The 16,659-nt window shown below is 66.2% G+C and carries 16 protein-coding genes, 1 tRNA gene and 1 riboswitch; of the genes, 12 read left to right on the plus strand and 5 right to left on the minus strand.

Annotation, left to right across the window (positions count from 1 at the left end):
* Window positions 1–10 precede the first annotated feature (10 nt).
* From AAHB16_RS20035 to glyA, 5 genes are all read right to left on the minus strand, one after another.
* On the minus strand, window positions 11–625 hold the full coding sequence (locus AAHB16_RS20035) for a pilus assembly PilX family protein (protein ID WP_223851305.1): 615 nt from the start codon (window positions 623–625) through the stop codon (window positions 11–13).
* Window positions 616–1,527: a PilW family protein gene (locus tag AAHB16_RS20040; protein WP_342051823.1), complete on the minus strand. Its 912-nt coding sequence runs from the start codon at window positions 1,525–1,527 to the stop codon at window positions 616–618. Before AAHB16_RS20040 ends, AAHB16_RS20035 begins: the two co-directional genes overlap by 10 nt.
* A complete protein-coding gene (gene pilV, locus AAHB16_RS20045; RefSeq protein ID WP_150372556.1) occupies window positions 1,524–2,117 on the minus strand; it encodes a type IV pilus modification protein PilV in 594 nt (197 codons plus the stop codon). The genes AAHB16_RS20040 and pilV overlap by 4 nt, the downstream gene beginning before the upstream one ends.
* Window positions 2,118–2,227: 110 nt before the next feature.
* The gene (gene nrdR / locus AAHB16_RS20050) at window positions 2,228–2,704 is read right to left on the minus strand and encodes a transcriptional regulator NrdR (RefSeq protein ID WP_150372555.1); all 477 of its coding nucleotides are present in this window, start codon (window positions 2,702–2,704) and stop codon (window positions 2,228–2,230) included.
* 69 nt (window positions 2,705–2,773) lie between these two features.
* Entirely contained in the window at window positions 2,774–4,021 is a 1,248-nt protein-coding gene (gene glyA / locus AAHB16_RS20055; protein ID WP_342051824.1) for a serine hydroxymethyltransferase, read from the minus strand.
* Between the two features lie 178 nt (window positions 4,022–4,199).
* Window positions 4,200–4,323: riboswitch (ZMP/ZTP riboswitch) on the minus strand.
* A gap of 177 nt (window positions 4,324–4,500) precedes the next feature.
* On the opposite strand from glyA, the gene ybgC reads away from it, so the two are divergent.
* The 12 genes from ybgC to AAHB16_RS20115 all read left to right on the plus strand — a co-directional run bounded on the left by ybgC (window position 4,501) and on the right by AAHB16_RS20115 (window position 16,645).
* Window positions 4,501–4,905 carry a tol-pal system-associated acyl-CoA thioesterase gene (gene ybgC / locus AAHB16_RS20060; protein ID WP_150372553.1) on the plus strand — a complete coding sequence of 135 codons (405 nt, stop codon included), beginning with the start codon at window positions 4,501–4,503 and terminating at the stop codon, window positions 4,903–4,905.
* Entirely contained in the window at window positions 4,902–5,585 is a 684-nt protein-coding gene (gene tolQ / locus AAHB16_RS20065; RefSeq protein ID WP_179592817.1) for a protein TolQ, read from the plus strand. Before ybgC ends, tolQ begins: the two co-directional genes overlap by 4 nt.
* A gap of 16 nt (window positions 5,586–5,601) precedes the next feature.
* Window positions 5,602–6,039 (plus strand): protein TolR, encoded by a 438-nt coding sequence (gene tolR / locus AAHB16_RS20070; protein WP_150372552.1) that lies wholly within the window; start codon window positions 5,602–5,604, stop codon window positions 6,037–6,039.
* 15 nt (window positions 6,040–6,054) lie between these two features.
* The gene (gene tolA / locus AAHB16_RS20075; protein WP_342051825.1) at window positions 6,055–7,197 is read left to right on the plus strand and encodes a cell envelope integrity protein TolA; all 1,143 of its coding nucleotides are present in this window, start codon (window positions 6,055–6,057) and stop codon (window positions 7,195–7,197) included.
* Window positions 7,198–7,416: 219 nt separating this feature from the next.
* Window positions 7,417–8,739 carry a Tol-Pal system beta propeller repeat protein TolB gene (tolB, locus tag AAHB16_RS20080; protein WP_150372550.1) on the plus strand — a complete coding sequence of 441 codons (1,323 nt, stop codon included), beginning with the start codon at window positions 7,417–7,419 and terminating at the stop codon, window positions 8,737–8,739.
* A gap of 25 nt (window positions 8,740–8,764) precedes the next feature.
* Window positions 8,765–9,277, plus strand: a complete 513-nt coding sequence (gene pal, locus AAHB16_RS20085) for a peptidoglycan-associated lipoprotein Pal (protein ID WP_191002134.1) — start codon at window positions 8,765–8,767, stop codon at window positions 9,275–9,277.
* 17 nt (window positions 9,278–9,294) lie between these two features.
* Window positions 9,295–10,050: a tol-pal system protein YbgF gene (ybgF, locus tag AAHB16_RS20090; RefSeq protein WP_150372549.1), complete on the plus strand. Its 756-nt coding sequence runs from the start codon at window positions 9,295–9,297 to the stop codon at window positions 10,048–10,050.
* Between the two features lie 174 nt (window positions 10,051–10,224).
* On the plus strand, window positions 10,225–10,908 hold the full coding sequence (gene queC / locus AAHB16_RS20095) for a 7-cyano-7-deazaguanine synthase QueC (RefSeq protein WP_150372548.1): 684 nt from the start codon (window positions 10,225–10,227) through the stop codon (window positions 10,906–10,908).
* 51 nt (window positions 10,909–10,959) lie between these two features.
* Window positions 10,960–12,066 carry a YeeE/YedE family protein gene (locus tag AAHB16_RS20100; RefSeq protein ID WP_342051826.1) on the plus strand — a complete coding sequence of 369 codons (1,107 nt, stop codon included), beginning with the start codon at window positions 10,960–10,962 and terminating at the stop codon, window positions 12,064–12,066.
* A gap of 43 nt (window positions 12,067–12,109) precedes the next feature.
* A tRNA-Lys gene (locus tag AAHB16_RS20105) sits at window positions 12,110–12,185 on the plus strand.
* A gap of 160 nt (window positions 12,186–12,345) precedes the next feature.
* On the plus strand, window positions 12,346–14,454 hold the full coding sequence (locus tag AAHB16_RS20110; protein WP_191002133.1) for a M13 family metallopeptidase: 2,109 nt from the start codon (window positions 12,346–12,348) through the stop codon (window positions 14,452–14,454).
* A 100-nt stretch (window positions 14,455–14,554) separates the two neighbouring features.
* The gene (locus AAHB16_RS20115) at window positions 14,555–16,645 is read left to right on the plus strand and encodes a M13 family metallopeptidase (RefSeq protein ID WP_191002132.1); all 2,091 of its coding nucleotides are present in this window, start codon (window positions 14,555–14,557) and stop codon (window positions 16,643–16,645) included.
* Window positions 16,646–16,659: the final 14 nt, after the last annotated feature.

Here is a 16,659-nt window from a genome sequence, read left to right on the forward strand (position 1 = left end):
AAGCACATGTTCAGCGATTGGATTTGCGATAGACCGACTGCACCATGGCGCGTGTGTCCGGATGAGGCCCGAAACCAAGTGCCGTGATGCGATAGAGGTAGCGCAGTCCATCGGCTTGCGCGCCGATGGACTGATCGACCACGAGTTCGATGAGATAGCGGGGCGGGCGGGAAGGCATCGCGCCCGTGCCGGTCTGGAAACGCCGGCCCGTGAAGGTGCCGAATGCCACCGTGCGGGGCGTGGTCGTGGCGTCCCAGTCGACAACGTTCCATATGTCCCCGTCCGCGGCGTTGGGCAGGCAGAGGCCGAGATAAGGCTGCGCGCCGGCCGCGCCGGTATTGCATCCCTCGATAAACCCCTCCGACGACCGCGTGGAAAACAGCGACGAGCGGCTGCGTGCGTCCGGCGATGCCTCGATGTCGAGTTCCGCGTCGCGCAACGCGGCCTCGGCCGCCTGGAAGGCGATGTCCATGTCCCGCATGTGGCGGGCATTGCGTTTGCCATCGAGCGCCACGCGCGCGCCCGTGATGGCGAGCAGCAGCACCACGACAAGCATGGTCAGCGTGGTGACGAGGGCCATGCCGCTGTCCCCGCGCATGGACGGCACCCATCGCGTCAGCCGCACGATGGATCTCCGCTCGTGGGGCAGGCCAGTCGATTTCGCAACTGCACGGTGCTGGTGAACACGCGGCGGACGATATCGGGCGTCTTGCCGGTCTCGACGCGATAGTCGGGATCGTCGGCGGCGCCGAACATCGCGAGCGTGGTGGTGGACGTGGTGGTGGACGTGGTGCCGGAAGTGGTGCCACGGCGGCGATGGTCGCCGCGCAGCAGCAGCGAGACCGTGACCGTCGCCACGTTGCGCCAGTCGTCGGCTGTCATGACCCGTGCAGGCACGACCTTGTCCGGCATGCCGTCACCGGCCGTCGATATGCCATAGAGCAACTCCATGCGCTCGACGCCGCGTATCAGTTCGACGTCGGCGGCGCCCGCACCGGCGCCATGCCGGCAGATCAGGCTTGCGGTGCCGTCGGCGGCGTGGCGCACGAAGAAGAGCGAGGCGCCCCGCGGGCTGTCGCCGTCGGGGGCCGGCACACCTTCGCCCGCACAGTCGATGACCGTGTCGTCGGCCGCTGGCGAGCCAGCCCGGCTCGCACCGTAGAAGCGGATCAGCAACGCATCGGTCTTCGCGGACGCGCCCGTGCATTGCAGCGTGCCGTGCGCCACGGCAGGCGCGTCGCAGTCGTCGAGCCCCAGCAGCATCGGCATGGCGGCGTCTCGCTTCGCGCCCGGCGGCACGTACCCCGCCTGCCGCAGCTGGCTCGCCACGGCATCGAGTGCTAGCCAGCCACGCTCGTCGAGCGTGCTGCTGTTGGCGATGGCGTTCTGGTTGCCGCGGCTCATCGTATAGAGCGCGAAGCCCGCGGCAAGGATGATCATGCCCATCACGAGCGATGTCAGCAGCTCCACCAGCGTATAGCCGTGGCATCGCGCATGCGAAGCGGGCCGTGCGGTATGCCGTGTCATGGGCCCGCCAGCGTGCTCGTCACGACGACGAGCTGGACCACCGCCTCGCCGTCGCCGGCCTTGCCGCCGCTCGCCCCGGTTGCGTGGGCATTTCCGCCTCCCGAACGGGGGACCCAGCCGAGCTTGATCACCAGTGGCGAGCGCACGCCGGAGGCAGGAGGCGTGCATGCCCACGCGCCACCAACGGGAACGCGCGGCGCCGCATCGGCGCACACCACGCCGCGTCCGCCCGGCAGGCTGCCGGTGACGCGGCGGCTCCATTCCTCGACATCGCGCTGCTCGCGGCGCGAGGCGCAGTCCTGCCCGGTGCAGCCGTTGGAGAGCGGGTCCGTGCCACGCCCGGTAAAGGTGGCGGTATCGACGGCGCGGTAGCCGCCATCGCGCACGCGCGCCGCGTTGGCGCGCATGCGCTCGGCCATGTCATGGGCGAGCGACGAGGCGACGAGTTCGTAAGTGGATTGCTGCGAGAACCGCAGCGAGTTGGCGAGCAGGTTCGCCACGCCGAGCACACCGATGCCGAGAACGAGCACGGCCACCAATGACTCGATCATGGTGAAGCCGGTACCGATGCGCATGCGGCGCAGGGTCATGCGCGTGCCCTCCCGTGTTCACCGTGTCTGCAACACGGGTGTCACGAATCAGTCGGGGGGCGACGATGGTTTGCTACGACGTGCGCGCGGGGCGCCGTCGCGTCCGCGATTTAACCACTCCTGCCGGGCTTGCGGGACGACGTTGAGAATTCTTCAATCACTTCACGGAATTCCGACACATCCTCGAAACTGCGATAGACGGAGGCGAAGCGGATATAGGCGATCTTGTCGAGCTTGCGCAGTTCGCGCATCACGAGCTCGCCGACCTGGCTGCTCGGGATTTCCTTCTCGCCGAGGGCGAGCAGTTTCTCTTCGATCTGCGTGATGGCGAGGTCGATGGCCTCGGCCGAGACGGGACGCTTGCGCAGGGCCAGCCGCATGGAGTCCTGCAGCTTGGAGCGCGCGTAGTCGACGCGCGAGCCGTTCTTCTTCACGATGGCCGGGAAGAACAGTTCGATGCGTTCGTAGGTGGTGAAGCGGCGATCGCAGGTTTCGCAGCGCCGGCGGCGGCGCACGGTGTCGCCGTCCTCGGAGACACGGCTATCGAGAACCTGGGTATTGGAGTGACCGCAGAAAGGGCATTTCATGCCGGGCCGCCTGTTGGGTTGGGGGGCGTCCCTCTCCCCGCCAGGGGAGAGGGAAGGGACTGTCGCAGCTTAACCGTAAACCGGGAAGCGCTTGGTCAGCGCCGCCACCTGCTCGCGCACCTTGGCGATGTTCGCTTCGTCGTGCGGGTTGTCCAGCACGTCGGCGATCAGGTTGCCTACCAGGCGGGCTTCCTCTTCCTTGAAGCCGCGCGTGGTCATGGCCGGCGAGCCCAGACGCACACCCGAGGTCACGAACGGCTTTTCCGGGTCATTCGGAATCGCGTTCTTGTTCACGGTGATATGCGCGTCGCCGAGGATCTTCTCGGCTTCCTTGCCGGTGATCTGCTTCGCGCGCAGGTCCACGAGCATCACGTGGCTCTCGGTCTTGCCCGACACGATGCGCAGGCCGCGCGCGATCAGCGTCTCGGCCAGCGCGGCGGCGTTCTTCACCACCTGTTGCTGGTAAGCCTTGAACTCGGGAGTGAGCGCTTCCTTGAACGCGACCGCCTTGGCGGCGATCACGTGCATCAGCGGGCCGCCCTGGATGCCGGGGAAGATGGCCGAGTTGATGGCCTTCTCGTGCTCGGCCTTCATCAGGATGACGCCGCCGCGCGGGCCGCGCAGGCTCTTGTGGGTCGTCGTGGTGACGAAGTCCGCGAACGGCACCGGGTTCGGGTACTCGCCGGCGGCGATCAGGCCCGCGTAGTGGGCCATGTCCACCATGAAGTAAGCGCCGACTGCCTTGGCAACCTTCGAAATACGTTCGAAGTCGATACGCAGCGCGAAGGCCGAGGCGCCCGCGATGATCAGCTTGGGCTTCTTCTCGTGCGCGAGCTTTTCCATCGCGTCGTAGTCGATGTCTTCCTGCGCGTTCAGGCCGTAGCTGACCACGTTGAACCACTTGCCGCTCATGTTCAGCGCCATGCCGTGCGTCAGGTGACCGCCCTCGGCGAGGCTCATGCCCATGATGGTGTCGCCCGGCTTCAGCATCGCGAAGAACACGCCCTGGTTCGCCTGCGAGCCCGAGTTCGGCTGCACGTTGGCGGCTTCGGCGCCGTAGATCTGCTTGATGCGGTCGATGGCCAGCTGTTCGACCACGTCGACATATTCGCAGCCGCCGTAGTAGCGCTTGCCGGGATAGCCCTCGGCGTACTTGTTGGTCAGTTGCGAACCCTGCGCGGCCATCACGGCCGGCGAGGTGTAGTTCTCGGAAGCGATCAGCTCGATATGGTCTTCCTGGCGCTGGTTTTCCTTCTGGATCGCGGCGAAGACTTCGGGGTCGATCTGGTCGATCGTAAAGCGGCTGCGTTCGAACATGGCGTCACTCGTCTGTAAAAAGGGAATTCAGAGGGCACCGATTGCAATTTACGTCACATTGCATCGGCAAATTCTGGAAACAGGCGTTGGAGAGTAGGGCGTGCGGGGAGGCAACGGCGTCCGTGCCAGGATTCCGTTTCCAGACGGAACCGACGGCACAGGGCGCACCCTGCTTCCCATTCGCTGCCCAGGCGAGCGGCAGGCATGTTCGCATAGACTTCATAAAGCCTTATGCGGCATGCCAGAGAACTTGCGCTTCCTCGTGGTAGTGCCCACTGACTTCGCCAGTTGCGCAAGATGGAATGGTTGACGCGGATTTTACTGCTTCGCGCGCCGGTCTGCAAATGACCCCGCGCCGCGGCGCTTCCCGCCAGCCCGCTTCCCGCAAAGCCGCGCCGGTGCTGGCTCGCAACTTGCTGTTGCAAAGTCGTCTGCGGGTTAACCACGTATGAGCGCCGCACTCCGTTACAATGCCGCCCATGTCGATTTTCGTGTGGCCGCTGCGCGTGTACTGGGAAGATACCGACGCAGGCGGCGTGGTGTTCTACGCCAACTACCTCAAGTTTTTCGAGCGCGCCCGCACGGAGTGGCTGCGCTCGCTCGGCATCGAACAACAAAGGCTCGCCGATGAAGCCGGCGTGGTCTTCGTCGTACGCAGTACGGCCGTCGAATACAATGCGCCCGCCCGGCTGGACGACCAGTTGGAGATTCGCACGCGCGTGGAACGGGTGGGGCCGGCTTCGGTCCAATTCGCCCAGGAAGCGTGGCGCGGCGAGCTGCATCTGGCGGCCGGGTCGATTCGGGTGGGGTGCGTCGATAAGAGCACTTTTCGCCCGGCTCCGATTCCCAATCCCGTCCTAGAAACGATAAAGAAGACTCGATGAATCCGGTGACCGTCACGCAAGACCTGTCGATCATTTCGCTGGTATTGAACGCCAGCCTGCTGGCACAGGCCGTCATGGCACTGCTGCTGGTCATGTCCCTCTTCTCGTGGACCTATATTTTCCGCAAGCACCTGGCGCTGCGCGCCGCGCGCACGCAGACCGAGGGTTTCGAGCGGGACTTCTGGGCGGGCGGCGACCTGCAGGCGCTCTATAACAGCGCCGTGAACAATCGCCACAACACGGGCGCGCTCGAACGGATCTTCGAGTCCGGCATGGGCGAATTCCTGAAGGCGCGCGAGCGCAGCAACGACGCCGGCGCGCTGCTCGACGCGGCACGCCGCGCGATGCGCGCCGCGTACCAGCGCGAGATGGACGTCCTCGAGTCGCATCTGCCGTTCCTCGCGTCGGTCGGTTCGGTCAGCCCGTATATCGGCCTGTTCGGTACCGTGTGGGGGATCATGAACGCGTTCCGCGGCCTGTCGAACGTCCAGCAGGCGACGCTCGCCTCGGTCGCGCCCGGCATTGCCGAGGCACTGGTCGCCACGGCAATCGGCCTGTTCGCCGCGATTCCGGCCGTCATCGCCTATAACCGCTATGCCACCGAGATCGACCGCCTGGCGATCCGGTTCGAGAGCTTCATGGAAGAGTTCCTGAACATCCTGCAGCGTCAAACGCGCTGAGCCGGAGCTAACAGATATGGCAGCCATCCAGCGTCGCGGCGGCTCCCGCCGCCGGGCCAGCGCCGAGATCAACGTCGTGCCGTATATCGACGTGATGCTCGTGCTGCTCGTCATCTTCATGGTGGCGGCACCGATCGTGAACCCGTCCGTCGTCGATCTGCCGTCGGTCGCGAATGCCACGCCGCAACAGAAGGCGCCGCCGATCGTCGTGTCCGTGCACGAAGACGGCTCGCTGACCGCGCGCGGCAAGGATGCATCGGGCAAGACGTTCGAGAGCAAGCTCGACAAGCGTGGCCTGCTGGACTTCGTCCATCAGCGCCAGAACGAGAATCCGGACCAGCCGGTCGTGATCGCCGCCGACCGTGCCGTCAAGTACGAAGCCGTGCTCGACGTCATGTCCGTTCTGAAGGCCGACGGCGTGAAGCGCGTCGGCCTGATGGTGAAGTCCAAATAAGCGTCGCGTCCTCTCGTGGCCACTCTGTCCTCGCAACACCCGTCCTCGCGACCGCCGCGCAAAGTCCGCGCGGCCTATCCGTACGAGCCCGTCAAGGAACGCGGCACGCTGCCGTCTTTCCTGCTTGCACTGTTCATGCACGTGCTGCTCGGCATCGTGCTGTATTTCGGCGTGCACTGGCAGAGCAGCACCCCGGTCGGCGGCGAAGCCGAACTCTGGGAAGAAGTGCCCGACGTCGCGACGCCGCAGCCCGTGCCCCCGCCGCCGCCGCCGGTGGAGCAGCCACGCCCCGTGCCTGCCCCGCAGGTCCGCAGCAAGGCCGAAGAGGACGCCGATATCGCGCTGGAGCAGCAGAAGCGCAAGCTCGCGCAGGAGCAGGCCGCAAAGGAAGAGGCCGCGCGGCAGGACCGCCTGCGGCAGGAGCAGCAGCGCAAGGAACAAGAGCGCAAGGATCAAGAGCGCAAGGATCAGGAGCGCAAGGAGCAGCAGCGTCAGGACGAACTCCGCGCGCAGCAGGAAGCCCAGCGCAAGGACGACGCCCGCAAGAAGGCGCAGCAGGAACAACAGGAACAGCAGCGCCGCAAGGACGCCGACGAGAAGGCGAAGGCCGACGCCAAGGCCAAGGCCGATGCGAAGGCCAGGGCTGAAGCCAAGGCCGAGGCAGACGCCAAGGCGAAGGCTGATGCCGAAGCCAAGGCCAAGGCGGCCGACGAAGCGAAAGCCAAGGCCAAGGCCGACGCCGATGCCAAGGCCAAGCGCGAAGCCGCGGCCAATGCGCAGCGCAAATCCGAACTCGCGCGCCTGCAGGCGCTGGCCGGTGGCGGCGCGGCGGCCAGCGGCGGTGGCGTGGGCAATGCGAGCGGCTCGGGCGCGGGCTCGGGTGGCAAGGCGTCGCCCGGCTATCCCGATCGTGTCCGCCGAAAAGTGCTGCCGAACGTTAATTTTGGCGGCGATACGTCGAACAACCCGACGGCGACCGTCTCCGTTCAGCTGGCCCCCGATGGCACGGTGCTATCGGCGCGCGTGTCGCGCAGCAGCGGCAATTCCGGCTGGGACGATGCGGTCCTGCGCGCGGTGGAAGCCTCGAGCCCGCTGCCTCGCGACGAGGATGGCAAGGCGCCAGGCAGCATCACGTTGCAGTTCCGCCCCCGCAACTGAGGGGAAACCGAGGCGTTAGGTAGCTAAGCATATGATTTGCAACAGAATGCAACCTTCATCGCTGGGGATCGACACCGTCGCTACCATGAACGGTTGCCTGACGCAGCCGGCAGTGTGCAAGACGTACGCAAGCACGGGATGCGCCAGCCGCACCTTGTGCCTTGCTGGTCTTGCGCCTCGCCGAGCCCGATGAATCTTGATATCGACTTGAGGAGCAGCATGCGAAAGCTTTGGGTCCCAAACTGGCTGTCGGACCGTGCACTGATCGCCCGCGCACTGATGGCGTGGCTCGCCGCGGCATTGACCCTGACCGCGGGCATCGCGCACGCCCAGCTGAATGTGGAAATCGTCGGCGTCGGCTCGACGCAGTTCCCGATTGCCACCGCCAACTTCCAGGGCGAAGCGCAGGCACCGGTCAACCTCACCGCCATCATCCGCAGCGACCTCGTCAACAGCGGCCGCTTCCGTAACGTCGACCCCGCCGGCGCGACCGTCGCCGAAACCGCGAACGTCGACCTCGGCAGCTGGAAGGGCCGCGGCGCCGATGCCTTCGTGGCCGGCAGCGTGACGCCCGCGGGCAACGGCCAGTTCGAGGTGCGCTTCCGCCTGTACGACACGGTCAAGCAGCAGAGCCTCGGCGGCCTGGCCTTCACGGTCGGCCCGAACCAGCTGCGCGTGACCGCGCACAAGATCGCGGATTACATCTACGAGAAACTGCTCGGCGAGCGCGGTGTGTTTGCCACGCGCCTGTCGTACGTGTCGCGCGTGGGCAATCGCTACCAGCTGCTGATCTCGGACTCCGACGGCCAGAACGCGCAGGTCGCGCTGTCCAGCAACGAGCCGATCATCTCGCCGGCATGGTCGCCGGACGGCCGCCGCGTGGCCTACGTTTCGTTCGAAGCGAAGAAGCCCGTGGTGTACGTGCATGACCTGGCCACCGGCAAGCGCGTGCTGGTCTCGAACCAGAAGGGCAACAACAGCGCACCGTCGTGGTCGCCCGATGGCCAGCGCCTTGCCGTGGCCCTCTCGCGCGACGGCAACACGCAGGTGTACCTCGTGAATGCCGACGGTTCCGGCCTGCGCCGCATCTCGCGCAGCAGCGCCATCGATACCGAGCCGCAGTTCTCGCCGGATGGCCGCAGCATCTACTTCACCAGCGATCGCGGCGGCGCGCCGCAGATCTATCGCATGCCGGCAAACGGGGAAGAATCCGGTGCGGCACAGCGCGTGACCTTCAAGGGCAACTACAACGTCAGTCCGCGCCTCTCGCCGGACGGCAAGTACCTGGCCTACATCACGCGCGCGGGCGGCTTCAAGCTGCAGCTGCAGGACCTGTCGAACGGTGACGTGACGTCGCTCACGGATACCTCGAACGACGAGTCGCCGAGTTTTGCTGCCAACGGCAAGTACATTCTGTACGCCACTCGCGTGGGAGGCCGCGCGGTCCTGGCAGCGGTGTCGACCGATGGTCGCACCAAACAGGTTCTCTCCCTCCAGTCCGGCGAGGTTCGCGAGCCGTCCTGGGGTCCTTTCATGCAATAACGCAATAACAGAGGAGTAAATCGCCATGCCCCAAATGATGACCAAGACTCTCGCTATCGCCGCGCTGCTCGCGCTCGGCGCCTGCAGCTCCGGTGTGAAGCTCGACGACGCCGCCAAGTCCGGCGCCGGCACCGGCGGATCGGCAACCGATGGCCGCGCGGTGGCACCGGTGGACGTGTCGCGCGACCCGCTGAACGACCCGAACGGCCCGCTGGCCAAGCGCAGCGTGTACTTCGACTTCGACAGCTACACCGTGAAGTCGGATTACCAGAGCGTGCTGTCGGCTCACGCCCAGTACCTGAACGCCAACAAGAGCCGCAAGGTTCTGATCCAGGGCAACACCGACGAGCGCGGCACCAGCGAGTACAACCTCGCGCTGGGCCAGAAGCGCGCGGAAGCCGTTCGCCGTTCGCTGAACTCTCTCGGCGTGGCCGACTCTCAACTGGAAGCCGTGAGCCTGGGCAAGGAAAAGCCGAAGGCCCTCGGTCACGACGAAGCCGCGTGGGCTGAAAACCGCCGCGCCGACATCGTTTACTGATCCACGGACGAGCCTTCATGAACGCACGCGTATCCACCTTGCTTTGGCTGGTTGCCGCCACCGGCGGCCTGCTGGCTGCCACCCAGGCGCACGCCGGCGTCTTTGACGACGACGAGGCGCGCAAGGCCGTGATCACCCTGCGAGACCAGTTCAACGGTTTCCAGGCCACGGCTTCGCAGCGTATCGACCAGAACAGCCGAGTCCAGCTCGACATGCAGAACCAGCTCGAAGGTCTGCGTCAGGAGGTGGCTCGTCTGCGCGGTCAGAACGAGGTGCTGCAGAATCAGGTGGACACGTTGCAGCGTCAGCAGAAGGACTACTACGCCGACCTCGACGCGCGCCTGAAGAAGTTCGAGCCGCAACAGGTGACCGTCGATGGTCGCGAGGGCATGTCGCAGCCCACGGAGAAGCCCGAGTATGACGCCGCGCTCAAGCAGTTCCAGAGCGGCGACTTCAAGGGGGCGGGCAGTGCGTTCTCGTCGTTCGCGCGCAAGTATCCGCAGAGCCCGTACCTGCCGCTCGCGCAGTTCTGGCTCGGCAACTCGCTCTACGCGCAACGCGACTACAAGGGGTCGATCTCGGTCCTGCAGAACATGGTCGAGGCCAATCCCACGCATCCGAAGGCACCGGACGCGATGATCGCCATTGCGAACAACCAGCTCGAATCCAACCAGAAAGCGGCTGCGAAGAAGACGCTGGAGAACGTGGTGGCCAAGTACCCGGGCACGGAAGGCGCTCAGGCGGCAAGCAATCGCCTGAAGACGCTGAAGTGAGCCCCGTGAACGTTTGATCGGGTAGTTGGAAGGTCATGACAGAAAGCCCGCGGTTACCGCGGGTTTTTTGTTTTTTGGCACGACGCGGAGGCCCGCTCGCGGGTGGGATGCCCAGACGGGCTAAAATACGCGTTTCCCCCGCCGTACCCCGAATTCCCCCAGGTTCCCCCAATCATGACCAAACGCGCCATCGTCCTGCTTTCGGGCGGTCTCGACTCCGCCACCGTCCTTGCCATGGCCAATGCGCAGGGCTTTGAAACGTATGCGCTGTCCATGCGCTACGGCCAGCGCCATTCGTCCGAACTCGAGGCGGCCAAGCGTGTGGCCGCGGCCCTCGGCGCGGTGCGTCACGAGATCATCGATCTCGACCTGCGCCGCTTTGGCGGGTCCGCGTTGACCGACGACGCGTACGAGGTGCCGACCGATGGTGCGGTTGGCGGTATTCCGATTACCTACGTGCCCGCGCGCAACACGATCATGCTGTCGCTCGCGCTGGGCTGGGCGGAGGCCGTCGGCGGTCGCGACCTGTTCTTCGGCGCCAACGCGGTGGATTACTCGGGCTACCCCGACTGCCGCCCGGAATATGTGTCCGCGTACGAGGCGCTCGCGAATCTGGCCACCAAGGCCGGCGTCGAGGGCGATCGTTTCCACGTGCATGCGCCGATCATCGACATGACCAAGGGCGAGATCATTCGCGCGGGCACGCGGCTCGGCGTCGACTACGGGCTGACCGTGTCGTGCTATCAGGCGGACGACGATGGCCGCGCGTGCGGGGTCTGCGATTCCTGCCGCATCCGCCGCGCGGGCTTCGAAGCCGCGGGCGTGCCCGATCCCACGCGATATCAGGACCCCGCCTGATACCCGTCGCGACACCCGACCCATACCAATAAATAACAAGACGGCCCCGACATGCCCGAAGTCAATCTTTCCGCGGTCACGCAGACCGTGCTGTGGAGCACGTTCGCGCTCACGTTCCTGTTTGGCGCGATTCTCCAGCGCACGCACTTCTGCACCATGGGTGCGATCTCGGACGTGGTCAACATGGGCGACTGGAATCGCCTGCGCATGTGGGGCCTCGCGATCGGCGTCGCGATGATCGGCACCGGCGTGCTTGCATGGGCCGGGCAGATCGATCCCACGCGTACGATCTACACCGCGGCGAAGCTCGGCTGGCTGTCGGCGATCGTCGGCGGGTTGCTGTTCGGCTTCGGCATGGTGCTGGCCTCGGGCTGCGGCAGCAAGACGCTCGTGCGCATCGGCGCCGGCAACCTGAAATCGGTGGTGGTGTTCGTGTTCCTGGGCCTGTCCGCGTATATGACGCTGCGCGGCGTGTTCGGCGTGGTGCGTGTGAACACGGTGGATGCGGTCGCCGTGACGCTGCCCGCGACGCAGGATCTGCCCTCGCTGATCGCGCAGGCCACCGGCATCGCGCGCGGTACGCTGCAGCTCGCGCTCGGCCTCGCATTCGGCGCGATCGTCGGCGGCTGGGCCCTCGCGGGCCGCGACTTCCGCTCGTTCGACAATCTGCTCGGCGGCATCGCGGTGGGGCTGATCATCGTGGCGATGTGGTACGTGTCCGGTCATCTCGGCTACGTGGCCGAGGACCCGAACACGCTCGAGGAAGTCTTCGTCGCCACCAACAGTGGCCGCATGGAAAGCCTGAGCTTCGTCGCGCCGTATGCGTATACGCTCGACTGGCTGATGCTGTTCAGCGATACGAGCAAGGTGCTGACGATCGGCATCGTGTCGGTATTCGGCGTGATCGCCGGCGCCGCGGTCTGCGCGCTCGCCACGCGCACGTTCCGCTGGGAAGGCTTCGGCGGTCCCGAGGATGTGGCCAACCATATGATCGGCGGCACGATGATGGGCATCGGCGGCGTGACCGCGCTGGGCTGCACGATCGGCCAGGGCCTGTCGGGCATCTCGACGCTTGCCATCGGCTCCTTCATCGTCTTCGCCGCAATCGTCGTCGGCGCGGTTCTCGCGTTCCGCTACCAGCTCTGGCGCATGGGTTGACGCTCCGCGGAGACCTCCTTATAATCGCGGATTCTGTTTTTCCGGGTCGTTAGCTCAGTCGGTAGAGCAGCGGACTTTTAATCCGTTGGTCGCGTGTTCGAGTCACGCACGACCCACCAGCATGTCGAAGGGCCTGTGGCGCACGTCACAGGCCCTTTTTGTTTGTGTTGCGCCTCTGCGTCGGTCCCTGATCGGGTGTTGCCTTATTAGGTTTCGCCTATGGAGACAGGCGAGGCACATGGCGAGAATCGCGGATTCTTTCGACTCTGTTCCGCCGCCATGAAGTCAAACCTGCGTTCCATTTCCTCGTCCTTCCTCGCGCCGCTCGCGGCGTCCGCCCTCGTGGCCGCATGCGGAGGGGACGACCCGCCGACGCCTCGGGCCGCCACCGCTTCGCCGGCCCCGCAGGCAGCGCCGGCGCCCACCTCGAACCCGATCAATTCCCGTGAGCTGGACGCGGAGCGCGTTGCCTGCACGGACTTCGACGAGTACGTCAACGGTCAATGGCGCGCCGCGACGCCGCTGACGCCCGAAGGTCAGCAGATTGCGAGTCCGATGACAACCGCCGCGCGTAACTCGGCGGACCTGCAGCGGCAGATTGCGAGCGGCGGCGGTGCCAGCGCGGAAGCCAGGCTTCTAAAGGCGTTCTACGATGGCGCGAGCAATCGCGATGCCATCGAGCGCGCGGGCGCGGCGCCCGTGCTGACCGCGCTCGCCCGCATCGACGCCATCGGCGACGCGGCGGCACTGACCACGCACCTGACCACGCCCGATACCGCCGACGGATCGTCCACCATCCTGCTGATCGCGCAGGAAGGGTTCGACGAAAACGGCCCGGTACGAAACCTGGCGACGGTCGTGGTGCGCAATCCTCAGGGCACGCCGGAGATGTATGCCGACACGCAGGCGGCGGTTGCCAGTCGCGAGCCGTATATTCGCGCCAATGCGACGCTCTTGCGCCTGGCCGGCGTGGCCGACGCGGATCAGGTGGCGAAAACCGCGTTCGAGACCGAGGCGCGCATCGTCAGGCGATCGCAGCCCGGCGCGGGCGCCGGTGCGCCCGACGGGTATCCGCCCCCGCCGTATGTGCTGGTCACGGTCGAGGAAGGCAACCAGAGCGTCAGGAACATCGAATGGGGCGCGTTCTTCGTCGCCCAGAACGTGGCGCGGCCGCGGAGGTTCGCGATCAGCGGCACGGATCGGATCGGGAACATCGACCGGATGATCGCGGAGGTGCCGCTGACGGAATGGAAGGCCGCGCTCAAGGTCTGGGCGCTGCAGGATGCGGCGCCGCATCTTTCCACGGCGTTCCAGGAGGCGCTGTACAAGGGTTCGCATGACCACCCGAGCGACCTCGTGCTGGAGGATGAGAACTGGCGCCGCGTGATGTCGACCATCAATACGATGGCGCCGCTGAAGCAGGCAATGAGCACGGAGTATGCCAAACGCGCGATGACGCCGCGCACGCTCGAAGTGGCCGCGAGGATGGTCGACGACGTTCGCGCGGCGTTCCGCGCGCGCCTGGACAAGGTGGAGTGGCTGTCACCCGAGGCACGCGCGAAGGCGGTGGAGAAGGAGCGGCTGATGCAGGTCGTGATCGCCTCGTCGGACGCCAACATGGACGTCTCCTCGCTCGTCCCGCAAATGTCCGGTTATCACTTCGCCAACGTGCAGGCGGTGAAGCGCTTCGACTTGCATCGCATGCGCGCGGCGATCGGCACCGAGACGGATCTGACCCCGCCCGGCGCCGATAATCAGGTCGCCAATGCCTCCTATTGGCCGGAGCGCAACCTGATCGTGCTGAACGCGGCCATGCTGCAGGCGCCCCTGTTCGACCCGGATAGCGACGCACCCTTCAACTACGGGGGCCTGGGTGCCGTGATCGGCCACGAGATCTCCCATGGATTCGATACGAACGGTGCCAGATTCGATGGCACGGGCAAGATGGGTCAATTGTGGGAGCAGGAAGACTATGGCCGCTTCTATGGCCGCGCCGATGCGCTCGTGAAACAGTTCAACGCCTACGAGGCGGCTCCCGGCCTGTTCGTCAACGGCGCGCGTACGGTCAACGAGAATATCGCCGACCTCGGCGGTGTCCACACCGCCTACGATGCCCTGCAGGCGCGCCTGGCCAGTTTCCCGGCGGAGAATCGGCTGATCGACGGCATGTCGCCGATGAAACGTTTCTTTGTCAGCCGCGCGCAATTCGATCGCACCCGGCAGACCCCGGCGTACCTCGTCGAAATCGTGACCGAGGGCGTGCATGCGCCCGCGCGCTTCCGCATCAATGGACCGCTGTCGAACATGGAAGCCTTTGCTGCCACGTTCCGCTGCGAGCCTGGCCAGCCGATGGCGCGCAAGGCGGAAGATCGCGTGGTGATCTGGTAACGGCGACGCGAGCCGTTTCACCAGGAATCGGCGGATGGCGATGGACCGGATGGCGTGAAAGCCGAGAATGCGGAAGGTACTCACCCGCCCATTCGCCGCCATGAAGCCGTCTCTCTTCGTACCGTTCGCCGCCGCCGCCGTGGTCGCATGCGGGGGCGATGATTCGTCCCCGCCCCCGTCCCCACCTCTGACGCGGGGCGCCGTGGGTGGGCAGGCTGCCGCCTCGAACCCCATCGACAGCCGGGGCCTTCAGGCCCCGAGCGCCGCCTGCACGGACTTCGACGCCTACGTCAATGGGAAATGGCGCGCCACGACGCCGTTCACGCTGCCGGGGCAGGCGGTCATCAGTCCCTCGCATACCGCGGAGCGCAATGCCTACGACATCCAGCGGCAGATCGCAAGCGGCGGCGGCACCAGCGCGCGGCTGAAACTGCTGAAGGCCGTCTACGATGCCGGCATGGATCGGGCGGCCATCGAGCGAGCGGGCGCGGCGCCGGTGATGCCCGCGCTGGCGCGCATCGATGCCATCGGCAACACCGACGCGCTCGTCGCGTACCTGATGAAGCCGGACGACGACGACGGGAGTTCCGTCATCGGACTGGGTGCGGAGAAGCGGGTGCCGGGCCTGGCGCCGGGCCAACGGCTGGACCTCAATATGGCCATCGTCTCGGTGCGGGCGCTCGGTGTCATGCAGCGTGCCTTGTACACGGACACCACGCCGGAGAGTGGGGCGGCGCGGGATCGGTACCTGCGCATGAACGCGTCGCTGCTGCGCCTCGCGGGCGTCGCCGACGCGGAGCAGGCGGCCGCGCTGGCCTTCGACGCCGAGGCGCGCCTGGGGAGGATACTGCCGGCCGCCGCGGAGCCCGCGGACCCCGTGGGCAAGATGTCGGTCGTGACCCTCGAGGAAGCCAATCGCGCGGTCGAACACATCGAATGGCGCGCGTATTTTCGCGCGCAGGGCATCACGCCACCCGCGAAGTTCGTCGTGGCGGACATCGCATGGATAGAAGCGCTCGATCGCATGATCGCCGAGGTCCCGCTGACGCAATGGAAGGCCACGCTCAAGGTCTGGAAGCTGCAGGATGCGGCGCCGTATCTGTCCGCCGCGTTTCGCGAGGCAGGCGGTCCGGCCGACGGCGGCATGGCGAATGGCCTGGTGCTGGACGACCCGCAATGGGGCGACGTGCAGCAGGCCATCAGTACCTTGCCTGCGCTGGCGCAGTCCATGAGCATGGAATACGCGGCGCGCGCCGTTACCCCGCAGTCCATCGAGGTGGCCACACGGCTGGTGAATGACGTGCGCGCGGCGTTCCGCGCGCGCCTGGCCCGCGCGGCGTGGCTCTCGCCCGAAACGCGCGCCCGCGCGCTGGAGAAGGAGCGGCAGATGAAGGTCTCGGTGGCCTCGCAGGCGGACGCCGTCGATGTATCGGCGCTCTTGCCCCAGATGACTTCCGTGCATTTCGCCAACCTGCAGGCGGTGCATCGCTTCGACCTGCAACGCGTGCGCGCCGCCATCGGTACCACGACCGATGTGCTGCCGTTCGACGCCGCGCAGTACATGGTGAATGCCACTTACGTGCACGACGAGAATGCCATCCTGCTCCACGCCGCCATGCTGCAACCGCCGATGTTCGATCCGAACGACGATGCCGCGTTCAACTATGGCGGGCTCGGCGCGATCATCGGCCATGAGATATCGCATGGTTTCGATACCCAGGGCGCCGGGCGGGACGGTACGGGCACGATGGTCGATTGGTGGCAGGCGGACGACAGGCAGCGCTTCATGGCGCGGGCGAGCGCGATGGTGAAGCAGTTCGACGCTTACGAAGGGGCCCCGGGCGTGTTCGTCGATGGACGGCGCACGGTCAACGAGAATATCGGCGACCTTGGCGGCCTCAACGCGGCCTACGATGCATTGCAGGCCCGGATGGCCAGCTTTCCGGCGGAGAATCGGCCGGTCGACGGCCTCTCGCAGGCCCAGCGCTTCTTCATCAGCTGGGCCCAGCGCTTCCGCGTCAAGCAGACACCGGCCGCCGTCGCCGAATCGCTGGCTTTCGGCGAACATGCGCCCGCGCGCTTCCGCATCATCGGCCCGCTGTCCAACATGACATCGTTCGCGGCCGCTTTCGGTTGCGCGCCCGGGCAGCCGATGGCCCGCGGACCGGACGAACGTGTCGTGATCTGGTAACCGTACCGGTAATG

Source organism: Cupriavidus sp. OTU4054 (genome assembly GCF_038440175.1).
Lineage (GTDB): Bacteria > Pseudomonadota > Gammaproteobacteria > Burkholderiales > Burkholderiaceae > Cupriavidus > Cupriavidus pauculus_D.